The 25,226-nt window shown below is 64.8% G+C and carries 30 protein-coding genes; all 30 read right to left on the reverse strand.

The window, feature by feature from the left end:
• Positions 1 to 20: 20 nt before the first annotated feature.
• Complete coding sequence (gene nuoN, locus ABIE58_RS06790) at positions 21 to 1,454, reverse strand: NADH-quinone oxidoreductase subunit NuoN (protein WP_354543949.1); 1,434 nt, start codon at positions 1,452 to 1,454, stop codon at positions 21 to 23.
• Between the two features lie 16 nt (positions 1,455 to 1,470).
• Complete coding sequence (locus tag ABIE58_RS06795) at positions 1,471 to 3,018, reverse strand: NADH-quinone oxidoreductase subunit M (RefSeq protein WP_354543950.1); 1,548 nt, start codon at positions 3,016 to 3,018, stop codon at positions 1,471 to 1,473.
• Positions 3,018 to 5,090, reverse strand: coding sequence for an NADH-quinone oxidoreductase subunit L (gene nuoL / locus ABIE58_RS06800; RefSeq protein ID WP_502950072.1), 2,073 nt, complete (start codon positions 5,088 to 5,090; stop codon positions 3,018 to 3,020). Before nuoL ends, ABIE58_RS06795 begins: the two co-directional genes overlap by 1 nt.
• Before the next feature lie 5 nt (positions 5,091 to 5,095).
• A complete protein-coding gene (gene nuoK / locus ABIE58_RS06805; RefSeq protein ID WP_354537223.1) occupies positions 5,096 to 5,401 on the reverse strand; it encodes an NADH-quinone oxidoreductase subunit NuoK in 306 nt (101 codons plus the stop codon).
• Complete coding sequence (locus ABIE58_RS06810; RefSeq protein ID WP_354543951.1) at positions 5,398 to 5,682, reverse strand: hypothetical protein; 285 nt, start codon at positions 5,680 to 5,682, stop codon at positions 5,398 to 5,400. Before ABIE58_RS06810 ends, nuoK begins: the two co-directional genes overlap by 4 nt.
• A gap of 3 nt (positions 5,683 to 5,685) precedes the next feature.
• Positions 5,686 to 6,294, reverse strand: coding sequence for an NADH-quinone oxidoreductase subunit J (locus ABIE58_RS06815; RefSeq protein ID WP_354543952.1), 609 nt, complete (start codon positions 6,292 to 6,294; stop codon positions 5,686 to 5,688).
• Entirely contained in the window at positions 6,291 to 6,704 is a 414-nt protein-coding gene (locus ABIE58_RS06820; RefSeq protein ID WP_354543953.1) for a carboxymuconolactone decarboxylase family protein, read from the reverse strand. Before ABIE58_RS06820 ends, ABIE58_RS06815 begins: the two co-directional genes overlap by 4 nt.
• Positions 6,701 to 7,195: an NADH-quinone oxidoreductase subunit NuoI gene (nuoI, locus tag ABIE58_RS06825; RefSeq protein ID WP_354537226.1), complete on the reverse strand. Its 495-nt coding sequence runs from the start codon at positions 7,193 to 7,195 to the stop codon at positions 6,701 to 6,703. The genes ABIE58_RS06820 and nuoI overlap by 4 nt, the downstream gene beginning before the upstream one ends.
• A 3-nt stretch (positions 7,196 to 7,198) precedes the next feature.
• Positions 7,199 to 8,236, reverse strand: a complete 1,038-nt coding sequence (gene nuoH / locus ABIE58_RS06830) for an NADH-quinone oxidoreductase subunit NuoH (protein ID WP_354543954.1) — start codon at positions 8,234 to 8,236, stop codon at positions 7,199 to 7,201.
• 13 nt (positions 8,237 to 8,249) lie between these two features.
• Positions 8,250 to 8,627: a YNQ4 family lipoprotein gene (locus ABIE58_RS06835; RefSeq protein ID WP_354543955.1), complete on the reverse strand. Its 378-nt coding sequence runs from the start codon at positions 8,625 to 8,627 to the stop codon at positions 8,250 to 8,252.
• Between the two features lie 2 nt (positions 8,628 to 8,629).
• Positions 8,630 to 10,642, reverse strand: coding sequence for an NADH-quinone oxidoreductase subunit NuoG (gene nuoG, locus ABIE58_RS06840; protein WP_354543956.1), 2,013 nt, complete (start codon positions 10,640 to 10,642; stop codon positions 8,630 to 8,632).
• Positions 10,643 to 10,648: 6 nt separating this feature from the next.
• On the reverse strand, positions 10,649 to 11,053 hold the full coding sequence (locus ABIE58_RS06845) for a DUF5333 domain-containing protein (protein WP_354543957.1): 405 nt from the start codon (positions 11,051 to 11,053) through the stop codon (positions 10,649 to 10,651).
• A gap of 32 nt (positions 11,054 to 11,085) precedes the next feature.
• Positions 11,086 to 11,439: a hypothetical protein gene (locus tag ABIE58_RS06850; RefSeq protein WP_354543958.1), complete on the reverse strand. Its 354-nt coding sequence runs from the start codon at positions 11,437 to 11,439 to the stop codon at positions 11,086 to 11,088.
• Positions 11,436 to 12,734 carry an NADH-quinone oxidoreductase subunit NuoF gene (gene nuoF / locus ABIE58_RS06855; protein WP_354543959.1) on the reverse strand — a complete coding sequence of 433 codons (1,299 nt, stop codon included), beginning with the start codon at positions 12,732 to 12,734 and terminating at the stop codon, positions 11,436 to 11,438. The genes ABIE58_RS06850 and nuoF overlap by 4 nt, the downstream gene beginning before the upstream one ends.
• A gap of 4 nt (positions 12,735 to 12,738) precedes the next feature.
• Complete coding sequence (locus tag ABIE58_RS06860) at positions 12,739 to 12,969, reverse strand: DUF5337 domain-containing protein (protein ID WP_354543960.1); 231 nt, start codon at positions 12,967 to 12,969, stop codon at positions 12,739 to 12,741.
• 12 nt (positions 12,970 to 12,981) lie between these two features.
• On the reverse strand, positions 12,982 to 13,734 hold the full coding sequence (locus tag ABIE58_RS06865) for a helix-hairpin-helix domain-containing protein (RefSeq protein WP_354543961.1): 753 nt from the start codon (positions 13,732 to 13,734) through the stop codon (positions 12,982 to 12,984).
• A 34-nt stretch (positions 13,735 to 13,768) separates the two neighbouring features.
• Positions 13,769 to 14,944 (reverse strand): NADH-quinone oxidoreductase subunit E, encoded by a 1,176-nt coding sequence (locus ABIE58_RS06870; RefSeq protein WP_354543962.1) that lies wholly within the window; start codon positions 14,942 to 14,944, stop codon positions 13,769 to 13,771.
• 1 nt (position 14,945) lies between these two features.
• Positions 14,946 to 15,224: a hypothetical protein gene (locus ABIE58_RS06875; RefSeq protein ID WP_354543963.1), complete on the reverse strand. Its 279-nt coding sequence runs from the start codon at positions 15,222 to 15,224 to the stop codon at positions 14,946 to 14,948.
• 2 nt (positions 15,225 to 15,226) lie between these two features.
• Complete coding sequence (locus ABIE58_RS06880) at positions 15,227 to 15,592, reverse strand: hypothetical protein (RefSeq protein ID WP_354543964.1); 366 nt, start codon at positions 15,590 to 15,592, stop codon at positions 15,227 to 15,229.
• Entirely contained in the window at positions 15,589 to 16,806 is a 1,218-nt protein-coding gene (locus tag ABIE58_RS06885) for an NADH-quinone oxidoreductase subunit D (RefSeq protein ID WP_354544015.1), read from the reverse strand. Before ABIE58_RS06885 ends, ABIE58_RS06880 begins: the two co-directional genes overlap by 4 nt.
• Complete coding sequence (locus ABIE58_RS06890; RefSeq protein ID WP_354543965.1) at positions 16,806 to 17,009, reverse strand: hypothetical protein; 204 nt, start codon at positions 17,007 to 17,009, stop codon at positions 16,806 to 16,808. The genes ABIE58_RS06885 and ABIE58_RS06890 overlap by 1 nt, the downstream gene beginning before the upstream one ends.
• Positions 17,006 to 17,611 (reverse strand): NADH-quinone oxidoreductase subunit C, encoded by a 606-nt coding sequence (locus ABIE58_RS06895; protein ID WP_354543966.1) that lies wholly within the window; start codon positions 17,609 to 17,611, stop codon positions 17,006 to 17,008. The genes ABIE58_RS06890 and ABIE58_RS06895 overlap by 4 nt, the downstream gene beginning before the upstream one ends.
• Positions 17,608 to 18,141, reverse strand: coding sequence for a NuoB/complex I 20 kDa subunit family protein (locus tag ABIE58_RS06900; RefSeq protein WP_354543967.1), 534 nt, complete (start codon positions 18,139 to 18,141; stop codon positions 17,608 to 17,610). Before ABIE58_RS06900 ends, ABIE58_RS06895 begins: the two co-directional genes overlap by 4 nt.
• Entirely contained in the window at positions 18,132 to 18,497 is a 366-nt protein-coding gene (locus ABIE58_RS06905; RefSeq protein WP_354543968.1) for an NADH-quinone oxidoreductase subunit A, read from the reverse strand. The genes ABIE58_RS06900 and ABIE58_RS06905 overlap by 10 nt, the downstream gene beginning before the upstream one ends.
• Positions 18,498 to 18,716: 219 nt before the next feature.
• The gene (locus ABIE58_RS06910) at positions 18,717 to 19,502 is read right to left on the reverse strand and encodes a crotonase/enoyl-CoA hydratase family protein (protein WP_354543969.1); all 786 of its coding nucleotides are present in this window, start codon (positions 19,500 to 19,502) and stop codon (positions 18,717 to 18,719) included.
• Entirely contained in the window at positions 19,495 to 19,998 is a 504-nt protein-coding gene (locus tag ABIE58_RS06915) for a DUF6653 family protein (protein WP_354543970.1), read from the reverse strand. The genes ABIE58_RS06910 and ABIE58_RS06915 overlap by 8 nt, the downstream gene beginning before the upstream one ends.
• Positions 19,995 to 20,846, reverse strand: a complete 852-nt coding sequence (locus tag ABIE58_RS06920) for a hydroxymethylglutaryl-CoA lyase (protein ID WP_354543971.1) — start codon at positions 20,844 to 20,846, stop codon at positions 19,995 to 19,997. The genes ABIE58_RS06915 and ABIE58_RS06920 overlap by 4 nt, the downstream gene beginning before the upstream one ends.
• Before the next feature lie 2 nt (positions 20,847 to 20,848).
• Complete coding sequence (locus ABIE58_RS06925) at positions 20,849 to 21,505, reverse strand: glutathione S-transferase family protein (protein WP_354543972.1); 657 nt, start codon at positions 21,503 to 21,505, stop codon at positions 20,849 to 20,851.
• The gene (locus tag ABIE58_RS06930) at positions 21,502 to 23,439 is read right to left on the reverse strand and encodes an acetyl/propionyl/methylcrotonyl-CoA carboxylase subunit alpha (protein WP_354543973.1); all 1,938 of its coding nucleotides are present in this window, start codon (positions 23,437 to 23,439) and stop codon (positions 21,502 to 21,504) included. The genes ABIE58_RS06925 and ABIE58_RS06930 overlap by 4 nt, the downstream gene beginning before the upstream one ends.
• Before the next feature lie 57 nt (positions 23,440 to 23,496).
• A complete protein-coding gene (locus ABIE58_RS06935; RefSeq protein WP_354543974.1) occupies positions 23,497 to 25,101 on the reverse strand; it encodes a carboxyl transferase domain-containing protein in 1,605 nt (534 codons plus the stop codon).
• Between the last annotated feature and the right edge of the window lie 125 nt (positions 25,102 to 25,226).

The following is a 25,226-nucleotide window of genomic DNA, read 5'->3' on the forward strand; positions in this document are numbered from 1 at the left end:
CGCCGGAGGCATCCCCCGGCCTATTGCACAAGGGTCGCCGCCGCGTTGAGCGCCATGGTCTCGACACCGAACATGTTGACGATGCCGACCACCATCACGGCCGCCGAGGCCATGAGAAAGCCCCATTGCACGACCGAACGCCCGGTTTCCAGCGCCTCGCCTTCTTCGCCGAAATACATGTAATAGACGATGCGCAGGTAATAGAACGCCCCGATCACCGAGGCCACGACACCGGCCACCGCAAGCCATGCCAGCCCGCCCTCATAGGCCGCGCGCAGCACGTAGAGCTTGCCGAAAAAGCCCAGAAGCGGCGGCACGCCCGCAAGGCTGAAGAGGAGGATCAGCATCGCCAGCGCGCGCCCCGGCTCGGCCTTGGAATAGAGGTTGAGGCTGCGGATATCCGTCACCGGCTGGCCGCCGCGCTCCATGCTCAGGATAAAGGCGAAGGTGCCCACGTTCATCGCGACGTAAATCGCCACGTAAACCAGCATCGCCTGCACGCCGAACGCCGTGCCCGACGCGAGCCCCATCAGCGCGAATCCCATATGCGCGATCGAGGAATAGGCCATCAGCCGCTTGATATCGGTCTGGCCAATCGCTGCCACCGCGCCGAGGAACATCGACAAGAGGCTGAGCGCCGCCACCACCTGTTGCCAATCGCCCACCACGCCGCCAAAGGCGTCATGCACCACGCGGGCGAACAGGCCCAGTGCCGCCACCTTGGGGGCGGTTGCGAAAAACGCCGTGACCGGGGTGGGCGCGCCCTCATAGACATCGGGCGTCCACATGTGGAACGGCACCGCCGAAACCTTGAACGCCAGCCCCGAAATCACCAGCACCAGCCCGATCAGCAGGCCCAGCGGGGCCTGCCCGTCCGCCGCCGCAAGGATGCCAGAGAAAACCGTTGTGCCCGCAAAGCCGTAAACCAGCGACGCACCAAATAGCAAAAGCCCCGATGACAGCGCCCCCAGCACGAAATACTTGAGCCCGGCCTCGGTCGATTTCACGCTGTCGCGCCGCATCGACGCCACCACGTAAAGCGCCAGCGATTGCAGCTCCAGCCCCATATAGAGCGCCATCAGGTCGCCCGCGCTCACCATCACCATCATGCCCACGACCGACAGCGCGATCAGCACCGGGTATTCGAACCGCAGGATGCCGCGCCGCTCCATGTAGTCTTGCCCCAGCACCAGCACCGCCGCCGCCGACAACAGGATCACCACCTTGGCGAAGCGGGCGAACCCGTCATCGTTTATCATACCGCCAAAACCCGTGCGCGTGCCCGCGCCGCCCATCCCGATCCAGATCGCGAGCAGCACCATAAGCCCCGCCGTCGCCCAGACAAGCGGCACGGCGAGCCGGTCGCGCCCGGTATAGACCGCCCCCAGAAGTGCCGCCATCGCATAGAGCGCGAGCACGATTTCCGGGAGGATGACGTTGAGATCAGCCTGCATGTTCAGAGCCTCCGGTTCAGTGTGCGACCTGCGCCACGGCGGTCGCGGCACGCGCGACCGACTGGGCCAGATCAACATTGGAAATCAGCGCCTCGACCGAGGGGCCGGTGATATCGGTGACAAGCCGGGGATAGACGCCCAGAAGCAGCGTCATCGCGACAAGCGGCGCGAAGATCGCGCGCTCGCGCCCCCCCATGTCGGTAATGGTGCGCAGGCTCTCCTTGATCAGATCGCCCATCACCACCCGGCGATAGAGCCAGAGCGCGTAGGCCGCGCTGAGGATCACGCCGGTGGTGGCCACCGCCGCCACCCATGTATTGACCTGGAACACACCCACCAGCGTCAGGAATTCGCCGATGAATCCGCTGGTGCCCGGCAGGCCGACATTGGCCATGGTGAAGAACATGAAGATCAGCGCATAGGCCGGCATCCGGTTCACCAGACCACCATAGGCGTCAATCTCGCGGGTATGCATCCGGTCATAGATCACGCCGACGCAGAGAAAGAGCGCCCCCGAGATGAAGCCGTGGCTGATCATCTGGAAAATCGCCCCGTCAACGCCTTGTTGATTGGCCGCGAAAATCCCCATCGTGACATAGCCCATATGCGCCACTGAGCTATAGGCGATGAGCTTTTTCATGTCCTCCTGCGCCAGTGCGACCAGCGAGGTATAGACGATGGCAATCGCCGACAGCCAAAGGATGAGCGGGGTCAGAACCTCCGCCCCCACCGGGAACATCGGCAGCGAGAACCGCAAGAAACCATATCCGCCCATTTTCAAGAGGATCGCCGCCAGCACGACCGAGCCCGCCGTGGGGGCCTGGACATGGGCGTCGGGCAGCCAGGTATGCACCGGCCACATCGGCATTTTCACCGCGAAGCTGGCAAAGAACGCCAGGAACATCAGCGTTTGCATCCCGCCGACGACGTAAATCCCCAGCACAGAGAAGCCCTCAGAGGCAAATTCGTGCCGCATCAGCGTCGGGATATCGGTGGTGCCCGCATCCGCGAACATCGCCACCATCGCCACCAGCATCAGCACCGATCCGAGGAAGGTGTAGAGGAAGAACTTGAACGACGCATAAATGCGCGCCGCCCCGCCCCAGATACCGATGATCAGGAACATCGGGATAAGGCCGGCCTCGAAGAAGAGGTAAAAGAGCACCAGATCAAGCGCCATGAACACGCCCAGCATCAGCGTTTCCAGCAGCAGGAAGGCGATCATGTATTCCTTGACGCGCACCGACACGTTCCACGAGGCCGCGATCGTCAGCGGCATGATGAAGGTGGTGAGCATCACGAACAGAACGCTGATCCCGTCGACCCCCATCTTGTATTTCAGGCCCAGAAGCCACTCGCGCTCCTCAACGAACTGAAAGCCGGTATCGGACGGGTCGAACCCGAACAGGATGAAGAGCGACACCACAAAGGTGAGCGTAGTCGCAATCATCGCCACCCATTTGGCGTTGCGCTGCGCGGCCTCGTCCTCGCCGCGCAGGAACACGGCCAGGATCGCCGCCGCCACCGCCGGAATGAAGGTCACAATGGAAAGAAGGTTGTCCATCAGTTGGCCCCCCCGAACATGGTCATCCAGGTGACAAGGATCACGATCCCGATCACCATCGCGAAGGCATAGGTGAAGATATAGCCCGATTGCGCCCGCCCCGCGAGCCGCGTGAGCCGCGGGACAAGCCCCAGTGCCACGCCGTTCAACGATCCGTCGATCACGTCACCGTCGCCACGCTTCCACAGCAGGCTGCCAAGCGCCTTGGCGGGCCGCACGAAGAGGAAGTCGTAGATCTCGTCGAAATACCACTTGTTGAGCAGAAAGAGGTAGAGCGGTCGGTTGGTTTCGGCCACGCGGCGCGGCATCGCCGGATCCCAGACATAGAACCAAAGCGCCGTGATGAGGCCGATCAGCATGGCGATGAACGGGCTGACCTTGACCCATGTGGGCGCATGGTGCGCCTCGTCCAGCACATGATTGTCGGGATGCATGAAGATCGCGCCTTGCGGGGCCACGGCCACCGGGTCGGCGTGCATGGTCGCGTGGTCATGCCCCTCCTCGCCATGCGCCACCACCTCTTGCGCGGCCTCGGCATGGGCCTCGATCCCGAAGAAGTGGTTCACCGCGTCATGGCTGCCAAAGAAGCTGTTATACCAGACCATGCCCGAAAAGACCGCACCAAGCGCCAGCACGCCAAGCGGGGCCACCATGACCATCGGGCTTTCATGCGCGTGCTCATGCGTGTGCTTGTCGCCGCGCGCCTCGCCGAAGAAGGTCAGGAACATCAGCCGCCAGCTATAGAAAGAGGTGAAAAGCGCCGCGATGACCAGCATCCAGAACGCATAGCCGCCCGCCGTTCCGGCCCATGCACTCTCGATCACAGCATCCTTCGAGAGGAACCCGGCAAAGCCGATATGGGTGAGCGGAATACCGACGCCGGTGATGGCCAGCGTGCCGATCATCATCGCCCAGAACGTATAGGGCATCTTGCGGCGCAACCCGCCATAGTTGCGCATGTCCTGCTCGTGATGCATCCCGTGGATGACCGAGCCGGCACCGAGAAACAGCATCGCCTTGAAAAACGCATGCGTGAAGAGGTGGAACATCGCCACCGAATAGACGCCAACACCGGCGGCCACGAACATATAGCCAAGCTGGCTACAGGTCGAATAGGCGATCACGCGCTTTATGTCGTTCTGCACCAGACCCACGGTCGCGGCAAAGAATGCCGTCGTGGCGCCGAGGAACACAACGAATGTCATCGCCTCGGGCGCGTATTCCATCAGGGGCGACATGCGACAGATCAGGAACACCCCCGCCGTCACCATCGTGGCCGCGTGAATGAGCGCCGACACGGGCGTCGGGCCTTCCATCGCGTCGGGCAGCCATGTGTGCAGGAAAAGCTGCGCCGATTTCCCCATCGCGCCGATGAAGAGCAGCACCGCGATCAGGTTGGCGGCGTTCCACTCGGTCCACAGAAACGAAAGCTGCGTTTCGGCCAGTTGCGGGGCCGCCGCAAAGATATCGTCAAAGCGCACCGAGTCGGTCAGGAAGTAGATCGCCATGATCCCCAGCGCGAAGCCGAAATCGCCCACCCGGTTGACCACGAAGGCCTTGATCGCGGCGGCGTTCGCGCTTGGCTTGCGGAAATAGAACCCGATCAGCAGGTAGGAGGCAACGCCCACCCCTTCCCAGCCAAAGAACATCTGCACGAGGTTATCGGAGGTCACCAGCATCAGCATGGCGAAGGTGAAGAACGATAGATAGGCGAAGAAACGCGGCCGATAGCTCTCGTTCTCGCGGAAATTCGCGTCATGGGCCATGTAGCCCACCGAATAGAGATGCACGAGCGCCGAGACGGTCGTCACCACGATCAGCATGATCGTGGTAAGCCGGTCCACCCGGATCGACCACGCGGCATCGAGCGTGCCCGACTGCACCCAATCAAGGATATGCACCGCCTGCGCCTCGGTCGCGCCTTGCAGGAACACAACCCAGCTCAGGATCGCGGCGAGAAAGAGCAGCGCGGTGGTGAGCCATTGCGCGCCCTTGTCACCGATGATCCGCCAGCCAAAGCCCGCGATGATCGCCCCGATGAGCGGCGCAAAAAGGATTATCTTGTAGATCATCGGGATCAGCCTTTCATCACGTTGACGTCTTCGACGGCGATGGTGCCGCGGTTGCGGAAGAAACAGACGAGGATCGCAAGGCCGATGGCGGCCTCGGCGGCGGCCACGGTCAGCACGAAGAGCGTGAACACCTGCCCCACCAGATCACCCAGATGCGCGGAAAAGGCGACGAGGTTGATATTGACCGACAGAAGCATCAGCTCGATCGACATCAAGAGCACGATCACGTTCTTGCGGTTCAGAAACAGGCCGAAAATGCCTATCACGAACAAGGCCGCCGCCACCGTCAGGTAATGTTCAAGTCCGATCATCGTGCTGCTCCGTTTATGGTTCCTGAACGCTTGAACTCTTCAACCAGCCTGACCGTATGCTCAAAGAGTTTTTCGCTATGCGCAGGGTCGCCGCCCAAGCTTCGAGTCGTATTCATGGGCCAATGTTTCGAGACACACGTGCTTAAATCTAAGTCGTTCTCGGACGCATATTCCAAAGCATCCAACAAACGCCCTTCATCGAGAGCATGTGGAATTGAAGGGTTCGCAAGAGTCACATACTTCTTAAGCAGTTCGGAAAACGTTTTTTCAGTTGGCGTCATTTTTTACAGCCCCTGCCCCGGCCTCACATCCTTCAGTTCCATCGCCTTGGCCGGATCGCGATACATCTGCGCCAGCACGTCCTGCCGCTTGACCCCCTCGCGGTGGCGCAACGTCAGCACGATCGCGCCGATCATCGCCACCAGCAGGATCAGACCGGCCAACTGGAACAGGATGAAATATTTGTCGTAAAGCAGCATCCCGAGGGCTGCGGTATTCTGCACCCCCTCGGGCGTCACCGCCGCGCGCGCCGCCTCGGCCCCGTCGGCCATCTGCCAGTTGCCGAAGGCAAGGCCAAGCTGCATCAGGAGGATCACCCCGATCAGCAGCGCCAGCGGCATATATTTCGCCATTTCCGCCTTCAACTCGGCGAAATCCACGTCGAGCATCATCACCACGAACAAGAACAGCACCGCCACCGCGCCCACGTAGACGATGATCAGCAACATCGCCACGAATTCGGCCCCCAAGAGCACGAACAGCCCCGCCGCGCTGATGAAGCTCAGGATCAGCCAGAGCACCGAATGCACCGGGTTGCGGCTGATGACGGTGAACAGCCCGCCCACCAGCAGTGCCGCCGCGAAGAGATAAAAGGACAGTGCCGCGATGGTCATTTCTGTTTTCCTTCTTCACCAGTCTCGTCCATCACCTCGCGCGCAAACTCCATCGCGCGGGTCATCGACGGGATGCCCGCGAACATCGACATTTGCACGATGGTCTCGGCGATCTCGTCTTTCGTGGCCCCCGCCTCGAGCGCGTGGCGCACGGTGAGGCGGATTTGCGTATCGCTCTGCGCACCCAGCATCGTGAGCCCCGCCAGCGTCAGCAAAAGCCGCGTCTTGGCGTCAAGCCCCTCCTTGTTGATCCCGCGCCCGAAACTCATCTCCATGAATTCCTTTGGCATGGTCGGCCACAGCTTCTCGAACCCCTTGGGCGAAAAGCTCTCTAGCGCGGGGTTCATGGCCTTGGCCATTTCCTGCGCCTGCCGCATCATCATCTCGAAAGGGTTGGTTGGATCGCTCATCGGTAGGGGGCATCCATCTCAAGGTTGCGGGCAATCTCGGCCTCCCAGCGGTCGCCGTTTTCCAGCAGGCGCGCCTTGTCGTAGAAAAGCTCCTCGCGCGTTTCGGTGGCAAACTCGAAATTCGGGCCCTCGACGATGGCATCGACCGGGCAAGCCTCCTGGCAGAAGCCGCAATAGATGCATTTGGTCATGTCGATGTCATAGCGCGTGGTGCGGCGCGAGCCGTCATCGCGCGGCTCGGCATCAATCGTGATCGCCTGCGCCGGGCAGATCGCCTCGCAGAGCTTGCAGGCGATGCACCGCTCCTCGCCATTGGGATAGCGCCTGAGCGCGTGCTCGCCGCGAAAGCGGGGGGAAAGCGGGCCTTTCTCGTGCGGATAGTTCAGCGTCGCCTTGGGTGCGAAAAAGTATTTCAGTCCCAGCTTGAACCCGACATAGAAATCCTTGAGCAGGAAATACCCCGCCGCGCGTCCGTAATCCATCTGCGTCATGGCTCAGCCTCCAATCGCCCAGCGGGCCCAGAACCCGCCGAGAATCTCGAATTTCGCAAGAAACGCCACGATCACCACCCAGGCAAGCGACATGGGCAGGAACACTTTCCAGCCGATCCGCATGAGTTGATCGTAGCGGTAGCGCGGGGTGATCGCCTTGACCATCGCGAAGAGGAAGAAGAAGAACGCCATCTTGGCGATCATCCACAGCACCCCGTCGGGCAGGCCCGGAATGGGCGAGAGCCACCCGCCGAAGAACAGCAGCGAGGTGAGCGCGCACATCAGGAAAATCGCGATATATTCCCCGGCCATGAACAACAGGAACGGCGTCGCGGAATACTCCACCTGATAGCCCGCCACCAGCTCCGATTCCGCCTCGGGCAGATCGAAAGGCGGGCGGTTGGTCTCGGCCAAGGCACTGATGAAGAACAGGAACACCATCGGCAGATGCGGCAGCCAATACCAGCCGAAAAAGCCATAGCCCGTATCCTGCGCCGCCACGATGGCGCTGAAATTGAGCGAGCCGGTAGAGATGATGACCCCGATGATGATGAGGCCGATCGAGACCTCGTAGGAAATCATCTGCGCCGCCGACCGCAAGCTCCCGAGGAACGGGTATTTCGAGTTCGACGCCCAGCCACCCATGATGACGCCATACACCTCCAGCGAGGACACGGCGAAGACGAAGAGCACGGCCACGTTGATATCCGACAGGATCCAGCCCTCGTTCATCGGGATCACCGCCCAGGCGAGGATCGCCAGCACGAACGATGTCATCGGCGCCAGCATGAACACGGCCTTGTCGGCCCCCGCGGGCACGACCACCTCCTTGACCACGTATTTCAGCGCGTCGGCCACCGATTGCAGCAGGCCAAAGACGCCCACGACGTTGGGGCCCCGCCGCATCTGCACGGCGGCCCAGATCTTGCGGTCGCCATAGACCAGGAACAGCAGCGAGATCATCACGAAGCCGACAATCGCCAGGCATTGCGCGAGGATGAGCACGAACGTCCCGAGCGGGGTTATCAAGAATTCAGCCATGTGGTCCCAGTCCTCATACCATCGGTATTCCGTTTTCCGCGCAATTGGCGGCGACGACTTCTGCGTCGATTGTCATCAACCCGCGAGGCAGCGAATCCGAGATCGTGTAGACCGCATCGCCCCGCCAGATACCACCCTCTTGCAACACTTGTGTGCGCACATGCCGCGCAAATCCATAGCCCCGGATGAGCGTGTATTGCGCGGCGGCGCATTCGGCATAGCGCTCCACGTCGCTTGCATCGCGCGCGCCCTGCATGGCGACGTGGAAATTCACCAGGTCCCCATCCAGAAGCCGCGTCTCGATGCCCATATACTCGGGCGCAAAGACGGGCTCCGTCCCGGTCTCGGCACAGCCCGCGAGGGCCAGCGCGCATATGAGGGCGGAGGCCATTCTCACTCCGCCGCCACCGGCGGCATCCGGCGTGCGCGCGCCAGCGCGCTCAGTTCCGCCATCAATTCGCTGGCGCGGGCGATGGGGTTGGTCAGGTAGAAATCCCCGATCGCCGCCTCCACCTGCCCGGCCCCGATCTCGGCCTCGGCCACCGGTTGCCAGTCATTTTCCGGCACCTCGTCGATGCGCGCCAGATGCGGCACGTCGCCCACCAGCGCGCGGCGCAGCGCGGCAAGGTTGTCCCAGGGCAGCGCCGCGCCCAGCTCGCCCGAGAGCGCGCGCAGGATCGCCCAGTTTTCCTTGGCCTCGCCCGGCGGGTGGCTGGCGCGCAGCGCAAGCTGCGGGCGGCCTTCGGTGTTGACGAACAGCCCCTGCTCCTCGGTCCAGGCGGCACCGGGCAGGATCACATCGGCGCGATGCGCGCCCCGGTCGCCGTGGCTGCCCTGATAGATCACGAACGCCCCGGTCGGAGTGTCGATCTCGTCGGCCCCGAGGTTCACGACCACGTCCGCCCCATCCAGCGCGGCCGCGATCCCGCCCTCGCAGGTGGCATCGACATCCATCGCGCCGACACGCCCCGCCGCCGTGTGCAGCACCAGCAATTTCGCGCCCGTGGCCTGCGTCAGCGCCATCGCATGGCTCAGCACCGCCGCGCCATTATCGCCCCGCAGCGCGCCCTGCCCCACGATCACCAACGCGTTCTCGCGCGGCGTGGTATCGGCAAAGACCCGCGTCAGGAACTTGTTGCGCGCGCCCAGTTGCGCCGCCTCGAACGTCAGCGCCGCAGGCTGTCCGACATGGGTGATCTCGGCCCCGTTGATCCATGCCTTGCGGATGCGCGCGCCCAGAACCGGCGCTTCAACGCCCGGATCGGTGCCGATGAGGGTGATGTGCTTGGCCGTGTCGATATCCTCGATCCGCGCGGTGCCCACGTAACCGGAGCGGTTGCCCGCAGGCAGCGCCGCGCCGTCGGTGCGGCACTCGACCACGCCGCCCTGCCCCTCGATGAGCGCCTTGAGCGAATAGGCCGCCTCCACCGGGGCCAGATCGCCGACAAGACCGGCCAGTTTCGACGCGCCCTTGATCGCCGTGGCCGCCGCGGCCAGCGCCTCGGGCCAGGTGGCCGCACGCAAGCGACCATTCTCGCGGATATAGGGCCGATCAAGCCGCTGCCGCCGCAGCCCGTCCCATACAAAGCGCGTCTTGTCGGAAATCCATTCCTCATTCACGCCGTCATGGTTGCGCGGCAGGATGCGCATGACCTCGCGGCCCTTGCAATCAACACGGATGTTGGAGCCAAGCGCATCCATCACGTCGATGGTCTCGGTCTTGGTCAGCTCCCAAGGCCGCGCGGTAAAGGCATAAGGCTTCGACACCAACGCGCCAACCGGGCACAGATCAATGATATTGCCCTGAAGGTTGCTGTTGAGCGTCTCGCCCAGATAGGACGTGATTTCGGCATCCTCGCCGCGCCCGGTCTGGCCCATCACATGCAGCCCCGCCACCTCTGTGGTAAAGCGCACGCAGCGCGTGCAGGAAATGCAGCGCGTCATATGGGTCTCGACCAGCGGGCCAAGGTCAAGATCTTCGGTGGCGCGCTTTGGCTCGCGGAAGCGCGAGAAATCCACGCCATAGGCCATCGCCTGATCCTGAAGATCGCATTCGCCGCCCTGATCGCAGATCGGGCAATCGAGCGGGTGGTTGATGAGCAGGAACTCCATCACCCCCTCGCGGGCCTTTTTCACCATTGGCGACTTGGTCGAAACCGTCGGCGGGCTGCCATCGGGAAAGGGGCGCATGTCGCGCACCTGCATGGCGCAGGAGGCGGCGGGCTTTGGCGGCCCCGGCTGCACCTCGACCAGGCACATCCGGCAGTTGCCCGCGATGCTCAAACGCTCGTGATAGCAAAAGCGCGGGACTTCCACCCCCACCTGCTCGCAGGCCTGGATGAGGGTCATCGCGCCCTCGACCTCGACCTCTTGCCCGTCGATGATGATCTTGCGTAGGTCAGCCATGCTTCCTCACCTTGCATAGAGAAGCGAGCCGATCCGGCTCTGCTTCGCGATTTCGTCCCGGCCAAGCGCACAGAGGCTTGGCCCGTCATTCGGCGCCGCGCCCTGCGCCCGGATATAGGCGTCAGCGCGGGCGCGCATCTTGCGTTTCTCTTCCTTGTCAGAGACATAGGCCTCGATCTCGGCCTCGGAATAGCCGCGGCTCTGCGCCTCGTTCTTCAGCGCGTTCATCCGCCCCAGCGCGGCAAAGATGCGCGCGCCGATGCTGTCGCAATTCTTGCGAATCTCGTCGGCGACCGAGATTTCAAAGAGCGCCTTGTTGATATCGGCCTCCTTCGAGAGCGATGCCGCGCTCGCGGCGGGCACCAACGCCCCGAGGGCCAACGCGGCCAGCCCCGCGCCAGTCATGCGCATGGCCCGGCCATCCGCCCCGGATATGGCCCGCATCATTCCCATATGACACACCGCCCCGTCACCGACACCCGGTCGCCCGAGCGGGCATAAACCGGTCCCGTCTGCCCCTCGGCCACGCCCGCCCACGCGATCTCGGAGGTGCCGAAATTCATGATGCAATAGCGCGTCGCCTCGTAAACGGCAGCCTTTTGCGCGCCCTCGATGCCGCGCCCGGCGCGGCGCGCCGTGGCGGTGAAAACGCGCCGGTCAGCCTTTTCGCCGCGCACCTTGCCGGGATAGTAATTGCCGTCAAAATACACGCGATCCTCGCGATCGGTGCACCCCGCGACAAGCGCAACCCCAAGCAGCGCAGCCCCCAAGAGGCGATATGCCCGCCCTGCGATCATTCCGCCGCCACTGCCGGGCTACGGCCCCGGTCGCGGGCGCGGATGCGATCCTCGATCTCGTCGCGGAAATTGCGGATCAGGCCCTGAATCGGCCAGGCTGCGGCATCGCCAAGCGCACAGATCGTGTGGCCCTCGACCTGCTTGGACACCTCGAACAGCATGTCGATTTCCTCGATCCCCGCCTCGCCGCGCACCAGCCGCTCCATCACCCGCATCATCCAGCCGGTGCCCTCGCGGCAGGGCGTGCACTGCCCGCAGCTTTCGTGCTTGTAGAATTTCGCCAGCCGCCAGATCGCCTTGATGATATCGGTCGATTGATCCATCACGATCACCGCCGCCGTGCCGAGGCCGGATTTCAGATCCTTTTGCAGATAGTCGAAATCCATGATCGCGCCGCGCATGTTCTCGCCGCGCACGCAGGGGACGGAACTGCCACCGGGGATCACCGCCTTGAGATTGTCCCAGCCGCCGCGAATACCGCCGCAATGCCGCTCGATCAGCTCCTCGAAGGGGATCGACATCTCTTCCTCGACGACGCAGGGATTATTCACATGGCCCGAGATCGCGAAAATCTTGGTGCCGACATTGTTGGGCCGGCCAAAGCCTGCGAACCATTCCGGCCCGCGCCGCAGGATTGTGGGGGCAACCGCGATGCTCTCGACGTTGTTCACGGTGGTGGGGCAGCCATAGACGCCCGCCATCGCGGGGAATGGCGGCTTCATGCGCGGCATCCCCTTCTTGCCCTCCAGGCTTTCCAGCAGGGCTGTTTCCTCGCCACAGATATAGGCGCCCGCACCGTGATGCAGGTAGAGGTCGAAATCCCAGCCCGATTTGCAGGCGTTCTTGCCGATCAGCCCGGCCTCGTAGGCCTCGTCGATGGCGGCCTGAAGCGCCTCGCGCTCGCGGATATATTCGCCCCGGATATAGATGAAACAGGCATGCGCATTCATCGCGAACGACGCGATCAGGCAGCCCTCGATCAGCGTGTGCGGATCGTGGCGCATGATCTCGCGGTCCTTGCAGGTGCCCGGCTCGGACTCGTCGGCATTGACCACCAGATAGGCGGGCCGCCCGTCGCTTTCCTTGGGCATGAACGACCATTTCAGCCCGGTGGGAAAGCCCGCGCCGCCGCGCCCGCGCAGCCCCGATGCCTTCATCTGGTCCACGATCCAGCCGCGCCCGTTCTGGAGGATTTTCGCCGTGCCATCCCAATGGCCACGGGCCATCGCGCCCTTGAGGCTTCGATCATGCATCCCGTAGAGATTGGTAAAGATACGGTCTTCGTCTTTCAGCATCCCGTTACCTCCGGCTGCCCTGATGTCCCCGGCGCAAGCGCCAGAGTTGATAGATAAGCACGAGCGCAAACACGAAACCGCCAAGCGCCATCATGTCGAACAGCGCGCGCAGGCGCTGGTCGAGCCCCAGCGCCCCGCCCAGGACCGTGGCGAGGATCCAGAAAACCCCCGTGCCCGCGATCACCAGCGCGGCCAAGCGCCCCTTGCGCGCGATCTGTGCGTCCTGCTCCGGCATCGCATCCCATGCTCAATAAACGTCGCCCTTGTCCACGCGGGCCGAAAACTCTGTCTCGCCCCCCGCGGCAAGGGTCTTTGCCTGCGCCACCCAGTTATCGCGGGTGACGCGGCCCTTGAACCCCGTGAGGTTGTCATCGACCCAGGCCACCTCTGCCTTGGTCCAATGCGCGATCTGGTCGTAGTGATAGAATCCCAGTTCGTTGCACAGTTTTTCCAGCTTGGGCCCCACGCCCTTGATCTTCTTGAGGTCATCGGCCTGCCCGCCGCGCGGGCCGCTCAGCGCCTCGGGGCGGGTGGCCGCTCCCGCGACCGGTTGCACATCCGCCCCGCCGTCATATCGCCATTCGCCCTTGCGCGCGGCCAGTTCTTCCTCGCCCGGCAGGGTCGTGCCCGGCCTTACCACCGCCTCGGGTGCCTCGGCAGGGGCCGCCATGGCCGCGCTTGCCACCGGCTCGGCGGCGGGCGCAGGGGCGGGCGCGGCGTCTTCCTCGGGATCGGGGGCCTTGTAGCCGGTGACCCCGGTCGCCTGCCGCAGCGTCGCCTCCACGTCGCGCGCCTCGATGCCGCGATCACCCGCGCCATACCCGGTGCATATCAGCCGGGTGGCGACCAACGCCAGCAACACCGCCAGCGCAAGCGCCAGCAACAATGCCGCGAAAAATCCCACGGCCTCGGTCGCAGACCATAAAACGATCATCCCGACAAGGCCCGAAAGCCCCCAGCAGACGATCTGGCAAGTGCTCAGTTTGGACGTGTCAGACATGGCTTACTCCCCCGTTGGTTCTCAATCGGCGCGGTCAGTATACCTCGCCTTTCTTGACCCGGGCGGAGAACTCCGTCTCCTTGCCCTCGGCCAGCAGCTTGGCCTGCTCGACCCAGGTGTCGCGGGTGACACGCCCCTTGAACCCTTCAAGATTGGCATCCACCCAGGCCACCTCGGCCTCGGTCCAGCTTGCGATCTGGTCGTAGTGGTAAAATCCCAGCGTGTTGCACAGCGCCTCCAGCTTGGGGCCGATCCCCTTGATCCGCTTGAGATCGTCGGCCTTGCCCCCGCGCGGGCCGCTCAGCGCCTCTGGGCGGGTGCCCGCCTCGGGTGCGGCCTCGGACTTGGGGGCCTCCGGCGCGGGTTTGGCGGGCGCCGGTTTGGGGGCCTCTGCCTTGGGCGCATCCTTGGCGGCCTCAGCCTTGACCGCCCCTTTGGCGGTGATCGCCACCGGCTCCTCGTTGAGCACCACCGATGACGGCGCGGGCGCATGGTTGGCCCCCTTGTCGCGCCACGGCGCATAGAGCGCCTCCTCGGTGCCGTCGATCCGCTTCAACGTGTCGCCATGATCGACGGCGCGCTGCGCGCTGGCATTATACTGCGCGCGCCCGCTCTCGAACTCGGTCAGGCTTGTCAGCCCCGATTTCGGCTCGCAGGCATAGCGCCCGTTTTGCGGCCCCGGCACCGGCACCTCGCCCGCCGCCATCTCGTCGATCATCTCGGCAAAGCGCTCGGGCGTCAGATCCTCGTAGTAATCCTTGCCCACCTGCGCCATCGGCGCGTTGGAGCACGCACCGAGGCATTCTACCTCTTCCCAAGAAAACTTGCCATCTTCCGACACCTGAAACGGCGCGGGCGCGATCTTGTCGCGGCACACGGCAATCAGGTCTTCGGAGCCGCAGAGCATGCAGGGCGTGGTGCCGCAAATCTGGAAATGCGCCACGCCGCCCACGGGATGCAGGTGGAACATGAAATAGAACGTCGCCACCTCCAGCGCGCGGATGTAATCCATGCCCAGCATATCGGCGACATGCTCGATCGCGGGACGGCTCAGCCAGCCCTCCTGCTCCTGCGCGCGCCACAAAAGCGGGATGATCGCGCTGGCCTGACGACCTTCGGGATATTTGCTGATCTGCGCCTCGGCCCAATCCGCGTTGGCGGGGGTAAAGGCAAAGCTCTCGGGCTGCTCGTGGTAAAGACGGCGTAGCATCTCAGGCACAGGCTCCTGTGGTCAGTTTGACGCCCCCGTCGGGCTGCCTCTCGGCCCCCCCGGTGGACAAATGAAAGGCGGCGAAATCCAGAAGCTGCTGGCGCGCCAGCCCGGTCTGCATCTCCATCGCCAGATAATCGCCCTCGCTGCGAAGGGTGCAGCCGAGGCTCTTGGCGGCGGCCTCGAAACGCGCGGCATCCTCGGCAGAGGTGCCCGGCGGTGTCGCGGCACAGGCCGCCAGCGCCCCAAGCGCGTATATCGTCATCGCCGCCTGCCGCATTCTCAGGCCCCTCCGGCATGGGCGAACCATGCCAGCCCGGCAATGCCCAGCGAGAAACAGCCCGATGTCGCGTGCCGCCACCAGCCATGCCCCGCGCGCGCATAGATCGACGCGTCATGCAGGCCAATCAGCCCCAGCACCGCGAACAGCGCGGCCAACACCGACAGATCACCATGCAACATCGCCAGCGCCACCAGCCCTGCAAGCGCAAGGTAGCGGTTGCCCATCACTGTCGGCAGCGCCTCGGTCCGGTGGGTGGCCAGCCGCAGCCCCGCCGCCGGATCGCGCAGGCAGATCAGCCCGAGCACGCCAAGCACCAGCCCCCCGGCCCCGGCAAGCCCAAAGCTGAGGCCCCCCGCGCCAATCACCTGTCGATCTCCCCGAACACCACGTCCATCGTGCCGATGATCGCCGCCACATCGGCAAGCTGGTGGCCCTTGGCGACATGGTCCATCGCCTGCAAATGCAGGAAACCCGGCGCGCGCAGCTTGGCGCGGTAGGGCCGGTTGGTCCCATCGGCCACGAGATAGACGCCAAACTCGCCCTTGGGCGCCTCAACGGCGGCATAGACCTCTCCGGCGGGGACGTGAAAGCCCTCGGTATAGAGCTTGAAGTGGTGGATCAGCGCCTCCATCGAGGTCTTCATCTCGCCGCGCTTGGGCGGGGTCACCTTGCCGCGCGTCAGGATATCGCCCTGCCCCTCGGGCGCGCGCAGCTTGGCAATCGCCTGATGGATGATCCGCAGGCTCTGGCGCATCTCTTCCATGCGGCACAGATAGCGATCGAAACAATCGCCGTTCTTGCCCACCGGCACAAGGAAATCGAACTCGTCATAGCATTCATAGGGCTGCGCGCGGCGCAGATCCCACGCCATGCCAGAGCCGCGCACCATCACGCCGCTAAACCCCCAGTCAAGCGCCTCTTGCTGGCTGACCACGCCGATATCGACGTTGCGCTGCTTGAACACGCGGTTCTCGGTCAAAAGCCCGTCGATATCGTCGAGCACGCGGGGGAATTCATTGGCCCATGTCTCGATATCGTCGATCAGCGCGGTCGGCAGGTCCTGATGCACGCCGCCGGGCCGGAAGTAGGCCGCATGCAGCCGCGCGCCACAGGCCCGCTCGTAGAACACCATCAGCTTTTCGCGTTCCTCGAAGCCCCAGAGCGGCGGGGTCAGCGCGCCCACATCCATCGCCTGCGTGGTGACGTTCAGGAGGTGGTTGAGGATGCGCCCGATCTCGGAATAAAGCACCCGGATGAGGCTCGCACGGCGCGGCACCGGCGTGCCCGTCAGCCGTTCGATGGCCAGACACCAGGCGTGCTCTTGGTTCATCGGGGCGACGTAGTCCAGCCGGTCGAAATAAGGCAGGTTTTGCAGGTAGGTGCGGCTTTCCATCAGCTTTTCGGTGCCGCGGTGAAGCAGGCCGATATGCGGGTCGCACCGCTCCACCAACTCGCCGTCAAGCTCTAGCACCAGCCGCAAAACACCATGCGCGGCAGGGTGTTGCGGGCCAAAGTTGATGTTGAAATTGCGGATCTTCTGCTCGCCGGTCAGGGCGTCGTCGAATTTGGAGCCGTCCATCATGACCTGCCTCCATCAAGCTTGTCGCGAAACGCCATCACCCAGAGCAGCACCAGCGCCCCAAGCGGGATGATCGCCGCCAGCGCCACCCAATTCGGGATGCCAAATTGAGGTAGAAGCCGCCAGAACGGGATCACCAGAAGCGCCGCCACGATCAGCATCATGAGAAAACCGCCGCCGCCCATGCCATAGCCTCCCATCATTTCGCCTCCTCCTTCTCGTCACCGGGAAGGATGTAATCGGCCCCCTCCCAAGGCGACATGAAGTCGAATTGCCGGTATTCCTGCACCAGCTTCACCGGCTCGTAGACGACGCGCTTTTGCACCTCGTCATAGCGCACTTCCGTATATCCCGTGGTCGGGAAATCCTTGCGCAGTGGATGCCCGCGAAAGCCGTAATCGGTGAGGATGCGGCGCAGATCGGGATGGCCGGTAAAGAGGATGCCGAACATGTCGAACACCTCGCGCTCGAACCAGTTCGCCGCCGGATAGACGCCGGTGAGCGAGCGGATCATGTCCTCCTCGCGCGCGGCAACGCGTAGGCGGATGCGGTGGTTCTGATACATGCTGAGCATGTGATAGACCACGTCGAACCGCTTGGGCCGCTCGGGGTAATCGACCGCCGTGATATCGACCAGCGTGGAAAACGCGCAGTTCTGATCGGTCTTGAGAAACTCCGCCAGCCCGGCAATGTTCGACGGGGCCACATCGACCGTCAATTCGCCATGCGCGACCTGCCAGCCCAGCACGCAATCGGCGCGCTTGGCCTCGATATACTCGCCCAGTTCGTTGAGTGAATTGCTCATCTGACAATGGTCCCCGTCCGGCGGATCTTGCGCTGCAATTGCAGGATCCCGTAAACCAGCGCCTCGGCCGTGGGCGGGCAGCCCGGCACGTAGATATCCACCGGCACGATCCGGTCGCAGCCGCGCACGACGCTGTAGCTGTAGTGATAATAGCCGCCGCCATTGGCGCAGCTTCCCATCGAGATCACGTAGCGCGGCTCGGGCATCTGGTCATAGACCTTGCGCAGCGCCGGGGCCATCTTGTTGGTCAGCGTGCCCGCCACGATCATCACGTCGGACTGGCGCGGGCTGGCGCGCGGGGCAAAGCCGAAGCGCTCCACATCATAGCGCGGCATGGCGGTGTGCATCATCTCGACCGCGCAGCAGGCAAGCCCGAACGTCATCCAGTGCAGGCTGCCGGTGCGCGCCCAGTTGATGATATCCTCGGTCGAGGTGACCAGGAACCCCTTGTCCTGCAACTCGGAATTCAGCGCCTGCGTTGCCACTTCACGGTCCGGGCCCGCGGTATAGGCCCCTGTGGTCATTGCCATTCCATCGCTCCCTTGCGCCATTCATAGGCAAAGCCTGCGGTCAGAACGCCGAGGAACACCATCATCGACCAGAAGGCCGCCATGCTGATATCCTGAAACGCGACTGCCCAAGGAAATAGCATCGCAATCTCAAGGTCAAAGATGATGAACAGGATCGACACGAGGTAGAACCGCACGTCGAATTTCATCCGCGCATCGTCAAAGGCGTTGAAGCCGCATTCATAGGCGCTCACCTTTTCGGGATCGGGCGCGCGCACGGCGATGATGACGGCGGCGAGGATGAGGACAAGGCCCAGACCGATGGCAACGGCCATGAGGACAAGGATCGGGAGATATTCCCTCAGCATCTCTTCCACAGGGTGGCTCCTTTCATGCGCGGCCCCGCGCGCATCAAGTTGGCTGCATATGCACCGGGTTTAAACCTGCCCCAGTGCCCGGTCAACCGAGGCCGGGGTGGTTTGCCCGCCTGCATGGATGAAATCTTCGGCATTGTATGCCATCGTATGCGGCTTTCTGCCGCAATTGGTCCGAAAACCGGGCCACCCCATCGCCGCACCGCGCGAGGGCGGGCCGACTCACCCCTGCTGCCAGCCCGGCTTGCGACGGTCGAAAAACGCGGCGATGCCCTCGCGCGCCTCATCGCCGGCCCAGGTCGCGGCCAGCGCGTCGATGGTGCCTGCGATCACGGCCCCGTCGATCTGCGGCCCAAATCCGCGCAGCAACGCCTTGGCCGCCGCCACCGCGCCGGGCGCGCAGTCGAGATAGGGCGCAACCTCGGCCTCCACGGCCTCGTCAAGCGCCGCCTCGGGCACCGCGCGCGCCAAAAGTCCAAGCGAAACCGCCTCTTGCGCCCCGAACCGGCGGCCTGACATGAACACGCGCCGCGCGCAGGCCTCGCCCATCCGCGCCGCCACATAGGGTCCGATGGTCGCCGGGATAAGGCCCAGCCGCGTCTCGGTCAGCGCGAATTGCGCCCCCTCCGCACCTATCACCACGTCGCAGACGCTCATCATCCCCACACCGCCGCCAAAGGCATTGCCCTGCACCCGGCCAATCAGCGGCTTGGGCAGGGTGTTGAGCGCATGCAGCATATGCGCCAGCTTCGCCGCCTCGCGGTTGCGCGTCTCGGCATCGGCGTCAAACTGCTCGCGCATCCAGCCCAGATCGCCACCCGCGCAGAACGTCTTGCCGCGCGCCGCCAGCACCACGACGCGGCAACCCTCATCCGCGCCCAGCACGCGCGCTGCCCCGCGCAACTCGGCGATCATCTGCGCCGACAGGGCGTTGTGCTTTTCCTCTCGCGCCAGCGTGAGGGTCGCCACCCCGCGCGCGTCGGTCTTGAGTCTGATGGTTTCAAACATCGCCCAGCTCCTTGCCTGTTTGCCGCAACCAATCCGCGTAGACCCAGTTCATGCGATCCATGAACCAGATCTTCGGCACCATCATCAGGATCGTGCCAAACGCCGTCGACACCGCATCGAGCCGCCACAGGCCAACCGCCATGATCAGAGCTGCGGGCAGCGATGCCGCCGACAAAAGTGCTGCCCAATACCGGTGATGGGCGGCGACCTCGCCGGGACGCTTCAGAAACACCCTTTCCCCCAACACCCCGCGCGAGGCCCAGTTGTCCAGCGACGCAGGCGGCGGAAACGCGCGCGGGTTGACCCAAACCCAGATCATCACCGCGATCAAGCCCGCCCATGCCCAGCCCCCGACCCAGACCCTTGACCAGATCGCGAGAGCAAGAAGCGGCAGCATCGTGAAACGGGTGTAGACCGACCATGGATTAGCATGGCGCGCCCAAGTGGCGCCGTTCATCCCCATCGCGCGTTCGGCAATCCGGTAGACGCTGCTCATCCCCGCATCGCGCGCGCCATCGCGGCTGCGCGCTCCAGAACATCCCGGTCCAGCCCGGTCTCATAGCCCAGCGCCACCAGCCGCTCATGCACCTTTTCCGTGGCCACGTTCCCCGCCGCCCCCGGCGCATAGGGACAGCCGCCAAGCCCGCCCACGGCGGCGTCGAACACCCGCAGCCCGCGCGCCAGCGCCACCTCGATATTGTCCAGCGCGCGCGCCGACGTGTCATGAAAATGCCCCGCCAGCCGCTCGACCGGCACCACGTCGCAGACCGCCGCCAGCATCGCCTCCACCGCCTCGGGGCGGCCCTGCCCGATCGTGTCGCCAAGGCTGATCTCATAGCAGCCCATCTGCCACAGGTTTTCTGCCACCCGCGCCACCTGATCGGGGGCCACGGCGCCATCATAGGGGCATTCGACCACGCAGGAGACATAACCGCGCACGCGCAGCCCCTCGGCCCCCGCCGTCTCCATGACGGGCGCAAAGCGCGCAAGGCTCTCGTCGATGGTGGCGTTGATATTGGCCTTGGAAAACCCCTCCGAGGCCGAACCGAATATCGCCACCTCATCCGCCCCCGCCTCGAGCGCATCCGACAGCCCGCGCATGTTCGGCGTGAGCGCCGCATAGCGCACCCCCGGCGCGCGCGTGATCCCGCGCAGCACCTCGGCCGAATCGGCCATCTGCGGCACCCATTTGGGGCTGACGAAACTCGCTACCTCGATGCGCGCGAATCCCGCCTCGCTCAAGACATCCACCAGCGCGATCTTGTCGCGCGTGGCGATGCGCCCCGCCTCGTTCTGAAGCCCGTCGCGCGGGCCCACCTCGAATATCTCGACACGCTCTGCCATTCCTAGTCCTCCGGCACGGGATAGAAGTCCCGCGCATAGATATCCTGCTCCCCGTCCCGCGCCTTGGCCCGGACATAGGCGGGGCGCGCGCGCAGCCGCTCCCAATAGGCCACAAGGCGGGGGTAGGCGTCCAGATCGACGTAATAGCGCGCCAGCTCGAACCCGTAGGCAAACATGATATCCGCCGCCGAAAACCCCGTGGGCAAAAGGTAATCGCCCGCCATCCGCGCCTCCATCGCCGCCAGCACCGCACGCAGCCGCGCGTTCAAGAGCTTGACCACCGTGGCCGAGGGCCGCGCAGGCGGGCGCAGGAAGACCTGATTGAGGTTGAGGTTTTCCAGCAGACAGCCCACCGTCTCCGACAGGCTCAGCATCTCCAGAAACCGCGCGCGCTCGGGATGCGCGGGCGGCGGCATCAGCCCCGCCTCCGGGTAGGTCTCGCACAGCATCTGCAAGATGGCCCCGCTCTCGACCCAGACCGCGCCCTCATGCTCCAGCACCGGCACCCGACCGGCAGGCGACAGCGCCAGAAACGCGGGCGCGCGCATCGAGCCGTCGCGGATCGAGTAATACGCCACCTCGTACTCCAGCCCCAGCTCTTCCAGCAGCCACATCACCCGCAGCGACCGCGCCAGCGGCACATGATGCAGCCGGATCACGCCTCCACCTCCAGCCGGATCAGCGCCGCGCCCGCGCTCACCTGATCGCCCTCTGCTACCAGCACCTCGGCCACCACCCCGTCGCGCGCCGCGAGCAGGCTGTGCTCCATCTTCATCGCCTCCAGCACCGCCAGCCGGTCGCCCCTGGCCACCGCCTGCCCGGCCTCGGCATAGACCGCCTTCACCAGCCCCGGCATCGGTGCCTCGATCAACGCGGCATCGCCGCCCGCCGCACTATCGCGCGCCAGCGGATCGACCAGATCGAAGGCAAGGCCATAGTGCGCAAACACCGTCACCCGCGCCCCATCCACCGCCACCGGGGCCGCGGGCTGCCCGTCGAGCCGCCAGCCCCCGTCCACACGCCGCGCCGCGACCCATGCCTCGCCCACGCGCAGATCATGCGCGCTGGCCGACAGCGTGCGCAGCCGCACCGTGATCTCCTCACCGGCATGGATCAGCACCACCTCGCGCTCCAGCGGCTGCCACAGGACAAAGCCCGCTTCCTGCGGCACGCCCTCAAGCAGCCCCAGCCCCGCCAGCGCGGCCAAGGCCACCTCGCGCGGCCCCGCCTCGGGCACCACCACCAGCGCGTCGATATCGCGCGCAATGAGCCCGGTATCCACATCCCCGCGCGCAAACCCCGCGTGCCGCGCCAGGGCCCCCAGAAAGCCGAGATTGGTCACCGTCCCGGCCACTTGCGTGCGTGCCAGCGCCGTGGCCAGCCGCCGCAGCGCCACCGCGCGCGTCGGCCCATGCGTCACCAGCTTGGCAATCATCGGGTCATAAAACGGGCTGATCTCGTCGCCCGCCCGCACGCCGCTATCGGCGCGCGCCCCTTCAGGGAAGGCCAGATGCGACAGCCGCCCCGTCGCAGGCAAAAAACCCTTGGGCACATCCTCGGCATAAAGCCGCGCCTCGAAAGCGTGGCCGTTAATCCGCAAATCCTCCTGCCGCGCAGGCAACCGCTCTCCGGCGGCCACCCGCAACTGCCATTCCACCAGATCGACGCCGGTAATCGCCTCGGTCACCGGATGCTCGACCTGCAACCGCGTGTTCATCTCCATGAACCAGAACCCGTCGGGGCGCAGCCCGTCCGAGCCATCGACGATGAACTCCACCGTGCCCGCTCCGCTATACCCGATCGCCTCCGCCGCGCGCACCGCCGCCCCGCCCATCGCCGCGCGCATCTCTTGCGTCATGCCGGGCGCGGGGGCCTCCTCGATCACCTTCTGATGGCGGCGCTGCAGCGAGCAATCGCGCTCGAAAAGATGCACCGCATTGGTGCCGTCACCAAACACCTGAACCTCGATATGCCGGGGCTTGAGGATGTATTTCTCGACCAGCACATCCGAATTGCCAAAGGCCGTCTTGGCCTCGCCCCGCGCACTTTCCAGCGCATCCATGAAATCCTGCGCCCGCTCCACGAGCCGCATCCCCTTGCCGCCGCCGCCTGCCACGGCCTTGATCAGCACCGGATAGCCGATGGCATCCGCCGCCCCCGACAGATGCTCGGGGTCTTGATTGCTGCCGTGATAGCCCGGCACCACCGGCACGCCCGCCGTCTCCATCAGCGCCTTGGCGGCATCCTTGAGGCCCATCGCCCGGATCGCCTGCGCCGAGGGGCCGATGAAGACCAGCCCCGCCGCCTCCACCGCCTCAACGAAATCGGGGTTCTCGCTGAGGAACCCATAGCCGGGATGAATGGCCTCCGCCCCCGTCTCCAGCGCCGCCGCGATGATCGCGTCGCCGCGCAAATAGCTGTCGGCAGGGGCCGAGCCGCCGATATGCACCGCCACATCCGCCAGCGCCACATGCGCCGCCCCCCGGTCGGCGTCGGAATAAACCGCCACCACCTCGACACCCATCGCGCGCGCCGTGCGCATCACACGGGCTGCAATCTCGCCCCGGTTGGCCACAAGGATTCGCTCAAACATGGCCCGTGCTCCCAGCTTCATCTTGCCTCAAATATCCAAATCCCATCATCGCCGCCCTCACATCCGGAAGACGCCAAAGCGCGTCTCCGCCACCGGCGCGTTGAGCGCGGCGCGCAAGCTGAGCGCCAGCACATCGCGGCTCTTGCGCGGGTCGATACAGCCATCATCCCAGAGCCGTGCAGAGGCATATAGCGGATGCGACTGCCGCTCGAACATCTCCACCGTGGGCCGCTTGAACGCCGCTTCGTCGTCTGCCGACCACGTCTCGCCGCGCTTTTCCATCGCGTCGCGCCTGACCGTGGCCAGCACCCCTGCCGCCTGCGCCCCGCCCATCACCGAGATGCGCGAATTGGGCCATGTCCAGAGGAAGCGGGGCGAATAGGCCCGCCCCGCCATGCCGTAATTGCCCGCGCCGAAAGAGCCGCCCACCAGCATGGTGATCTTGGGCACGGAGGTGGTCGCCACCGCCGTCACCATCTTGGCGCCGTGCCGCGCGATGCCCTCGTTCTCGTATTTGCGCCCGACCATGAAGCCGGTGATATTCTGCAGGAACACCAGCGGAATACGCCGCTGCGAACAGAGCTCGATGAAATGCGCGCCCTTGGCCGCCGCCTCGCTGAACAGCACGCCATTATTGGCCACGATCCCCACCGGGCAGCCCATGACATGGGCGAACCCGCAAACCAGCGTCTCGCCGAACCGCGCCTTGAACTCGTCGAAACGACTGCCATCCACCAGCCGCGCGATCACCTCGCGGATATCGTAAGGCGTGCGCAAATCAGCAGGCACCACGCCGAGGATTTCCTCGGGATCATAGGCGGGTTCCTCCGGGCTTTGCCAATCGCGCATGGGCTGGGGGGCCGCGCCCAGATTCCCCACCGCGCGACGCGCCAGCGCCAGCGCGTGCCCGTCATCCTCGGCCAGGTAATCCGCCACGCCCGAGAGGCGCGTATGCACGTCGCCGCCGCCCAGCTCCTCCGCCGTGACCACCTCGCCCGTCGCGGCCTTGACCAAGGGCGGCCCGGCCAGAAAGATCGTGCCCTGATCGCGCACGATGATGGTGACATCCGACATCGCGGGCACATAGGCCCCGCCTGCGGTGCAGCTTCCCATCACCACGGCGATCTGCGCGATGCCCTTGGCCGACATCCGCGCCTGATTGTAGAAGATGCGCCCGAAATGGTCGCGGTCGGGGAACACCTCGTCCTGGTTGGGCAGGTTCGCGCCGCCCGAATCCACCAGGTAGATGCAGGGCAGACGGCATTCCTCGGCGATTTCCTGCGCGCGCAGGTGCTTCTTGACGGTCATCGGGTAATAGGTGCCGCCCTTCACCGTGGCGTCGTTGCACACCACCATCACGTCGCGCCCCATCACCCGGCCCACACCGGCGATCACGCCCGCGCAGGGTGCCGCCCCGCCATAGAGGCCATGCGCCGCCGTGGCCCCCACCTCCAGAAACGGGCTGCCCGGATCGAGCAACCCCGCCACCCGGTCGCGCGGCAGCATCTTGCCGCGCGAGATGTGGCGCGCGCGGGCGGTCTCCCCGCCGCCTTGGGCCGCGACACTCGCGGCCTCCTCGACCTCGCGCAGCGCCTCGAGATGGGCGGCGCGGTTGGCGCGAAACGCTTCCGATGTCGGCAGCGCCGATGATGTCAGACGCATGACGGCTCCTCATGTTGCAGGGGATCTGTTGCAATAATGCCGCAGCGCGGCAGGCACGGGCGATTTTGATTCACATCAAAGTGATTTGACGCGAGTCGCCCCATACCGGGCGGCGTGAAAACAAG

The sequence above is a fragment of the Roseovarius sp. MBR-78 genome, assembly GCF_040547535.1.
Lineage (GTDB): Bacteria > Pseudomonadota > Alphaproteobacteria > Rhodobacterales > Rhodobacteraceae > Roseovarius.

Excerpts from the sequence above, each read along its gene's own strand:
- ABIE58_RS06845 (WP_354543957.1), bottom strand. The coding sequence starts at position 11,053 with ATGCGCATGACTGGCGCGGGGCTGGCCGCGTTGGCCCTCGGGGCGTTG.
- ABIE58_RS06900 (WP_354543967.1), bottom strand. The coding sequence starts at position 18,141 with ATGGCAATGACCACAGGGGCCTATACCGCGGGCCCGGACCGTGAAGTG.
- ABIE58_RS06910 (WP_354543969.1), bottom strand. The coding sequence starts at position 19,502 with ATGTTTGAAACCATCAGACTCAAGACCGACGCGCGCGGGGTGGCGACC.
- nuoH (WP_354543954.1), bottom strand. The coding sequence starts at position 8,236 with ATGGCTGAATTCTTGATAACCCCGCTCGGGACGTTCGTGCTCATCCTC.
- ABIE58_RS06895 (WP_354543966.1), bottom strand. The coding sequence starts at position 17,611 with ATGAGCAATTCACTCAACGAACTGGGCGAGTATATCGAGGCCAAGCGC.
- ABIE58_RS06860 (WP_354543960.1), bottom strand. The coding sequence starts at position 12,969 with ATGCCGGAGCAGGACGCACAGATCGCGCGCAAGGGGCGCTTGGCCGCG.
- ABIE58_RS06815 (WP_354543952.1), bottom strand. The coding sequence starts at position 6,294 with ATGACCATCGCGGCACTGTCCTTTTATCTCTTCGCGGCGGCACTGCTG.
- ABIE58_RS06890 (WP_354543965.1), bottom strand. The coding sequence starts at position 17,009 with ATGATGGGAGGCTATGGCATGGGCGGCGGCGGTTTTCTCATGATGCTG.
- ABIE58_RS06835 (WP_354543955.1), bottom strand. The coding sequence starts at position 8,627 with ATGGCCTCCGCCCTCATATGCGCGCTGGCCCTCGCGGGCTGTGCCGAG.
- nuoG (WP_354543956.1), bottom strand. The coding sequence starts at position 10,642 with ATGGCTGACCTACGCAAGATCATCATCGACGGGCAAGAGGTCGAGGTC.
- nuoN (WP_354543949.1), bottom strand. The coding sequence starts at position 1,454 with ATGCAGGCTGATCTCAACGTCATCCTCCCGGAAATCGTGCTCGCGCTC.
- ABIE58_RS06810 (WP_354543951.1), bottom strand. The coding sequence starts at position 5,682 with ATGACGCCAACTGAAAAAACGTTTTCCGAACTGCTTAAGAAGTATGTG.
- ABIE58_RS06885 (WP_354544015.1), bottom strand. The coding sequence starts at position 16,806 with ATGGACGGCTCCAAATTCGACGACGCCCTGACCGGCGAGCAGAAGATC.
- ABIE58_RS06875 (WP_354543963.1), bottom strand. The coding sequence starts at position 15,224 with ATGCGGCAGGCGGCGATGACGATATACGCGCTTGGGGCGCTGGCGGCC.
- ABIE58_RS06850 (WP_354543958.1), bottom strand. The coding sequence starts at position 11,439 with ATGATCGCAGGGCGGGCATATCGCCTCTTGGGGGCTGCGCTGCTTGGG.
- ABIE58_RS06795 (WP_354543950.1), bottom strand. The coding sequence starts at position 3,018 with ATGGACAACCTTCTTTCCATTGTGACCTTCATTCCGGCGGTGGCGGCG.
- ABIE58_RS06920 (WP_354543971.1), bottom strand. The coding sequence starts at position 20,846 with ATGGCAGAGCGTGTCGAGATATTCGAGGTGGGCCCGCGCGACGGGCTT.
- ABIE58_RS06820 (WP_354543953.1), bottom strand. The coding sequence starts at position 6,704 with ATGAGCGATCCAACCAACCCTTTCGAGATGATGATGCGGCAGGCGCAG.
- ABIE58_RS06930 (WP_354543973.1), bottom strand. The coding sequence starts at position 23,439 with ATGTTTGAGCGAATCCTTGTGGCCAACCGGGGCGAGATTGCAGCCCGT.
- ABIE58_RS06870 (WP_354543962.1), bottom strand. The coding sequence starts at position 14,944 with ATGCTACGCCGTCTTTACCACGAGCAGCCCGAGAGCTTTGCCTTTACC.
- nuoK (WP_354537223.1), bottom strand. The coding sequence starts at position 5,401 with ATGATCGGACTTGAACATTACCTGACGGTGGCGGCGGCCTTGTTCGTG.
- nuoL (WP_502950072.1), bottom strand. The coding sequence starts at position 5,090 with ATGATCTACAAGATAATCCTTTTTGCGCCGCTCATCGGGGCGATCATC.
- ABIE58_RS06915 (WP_354543970.1), bottom strand. The coding sequence starts at position 19,998 with ATGAGCAGCGTCTACCGGATTGCCGAACGCGCGATGGGGATGAACGGC.
- nuoF (WP_354543959.1), bottom strand. The coding sequence starts at position 12,734 with ATGCTGAAAGACGAAGACCGTATCTTTACCAATCTCTACGGGATGCAT.
- ABIE58_RS06935 (WP_354543974.1), bottom strand. The coding sequence starts at position 25,101 with ATGCGTCTGACATCATCGGCGCTGCCGACATCGGAAGCGTTTCGCGCC.
- nuoI (WP_354537226.1), bottom strand. The coding sequence starts at position 7,195 with ATGACGCAGATGGATTACGGACGCGCGGCGGGGTATTTCCTGCTCAAG.
- ABIE58_RS06865 (WP_354543961.1), bottom strand. The coding sequence starts at position 13,734 with ATGTCTGACACGTCCAAACTGAGCACTTGCCAGATCGTCTGCTGGGGG.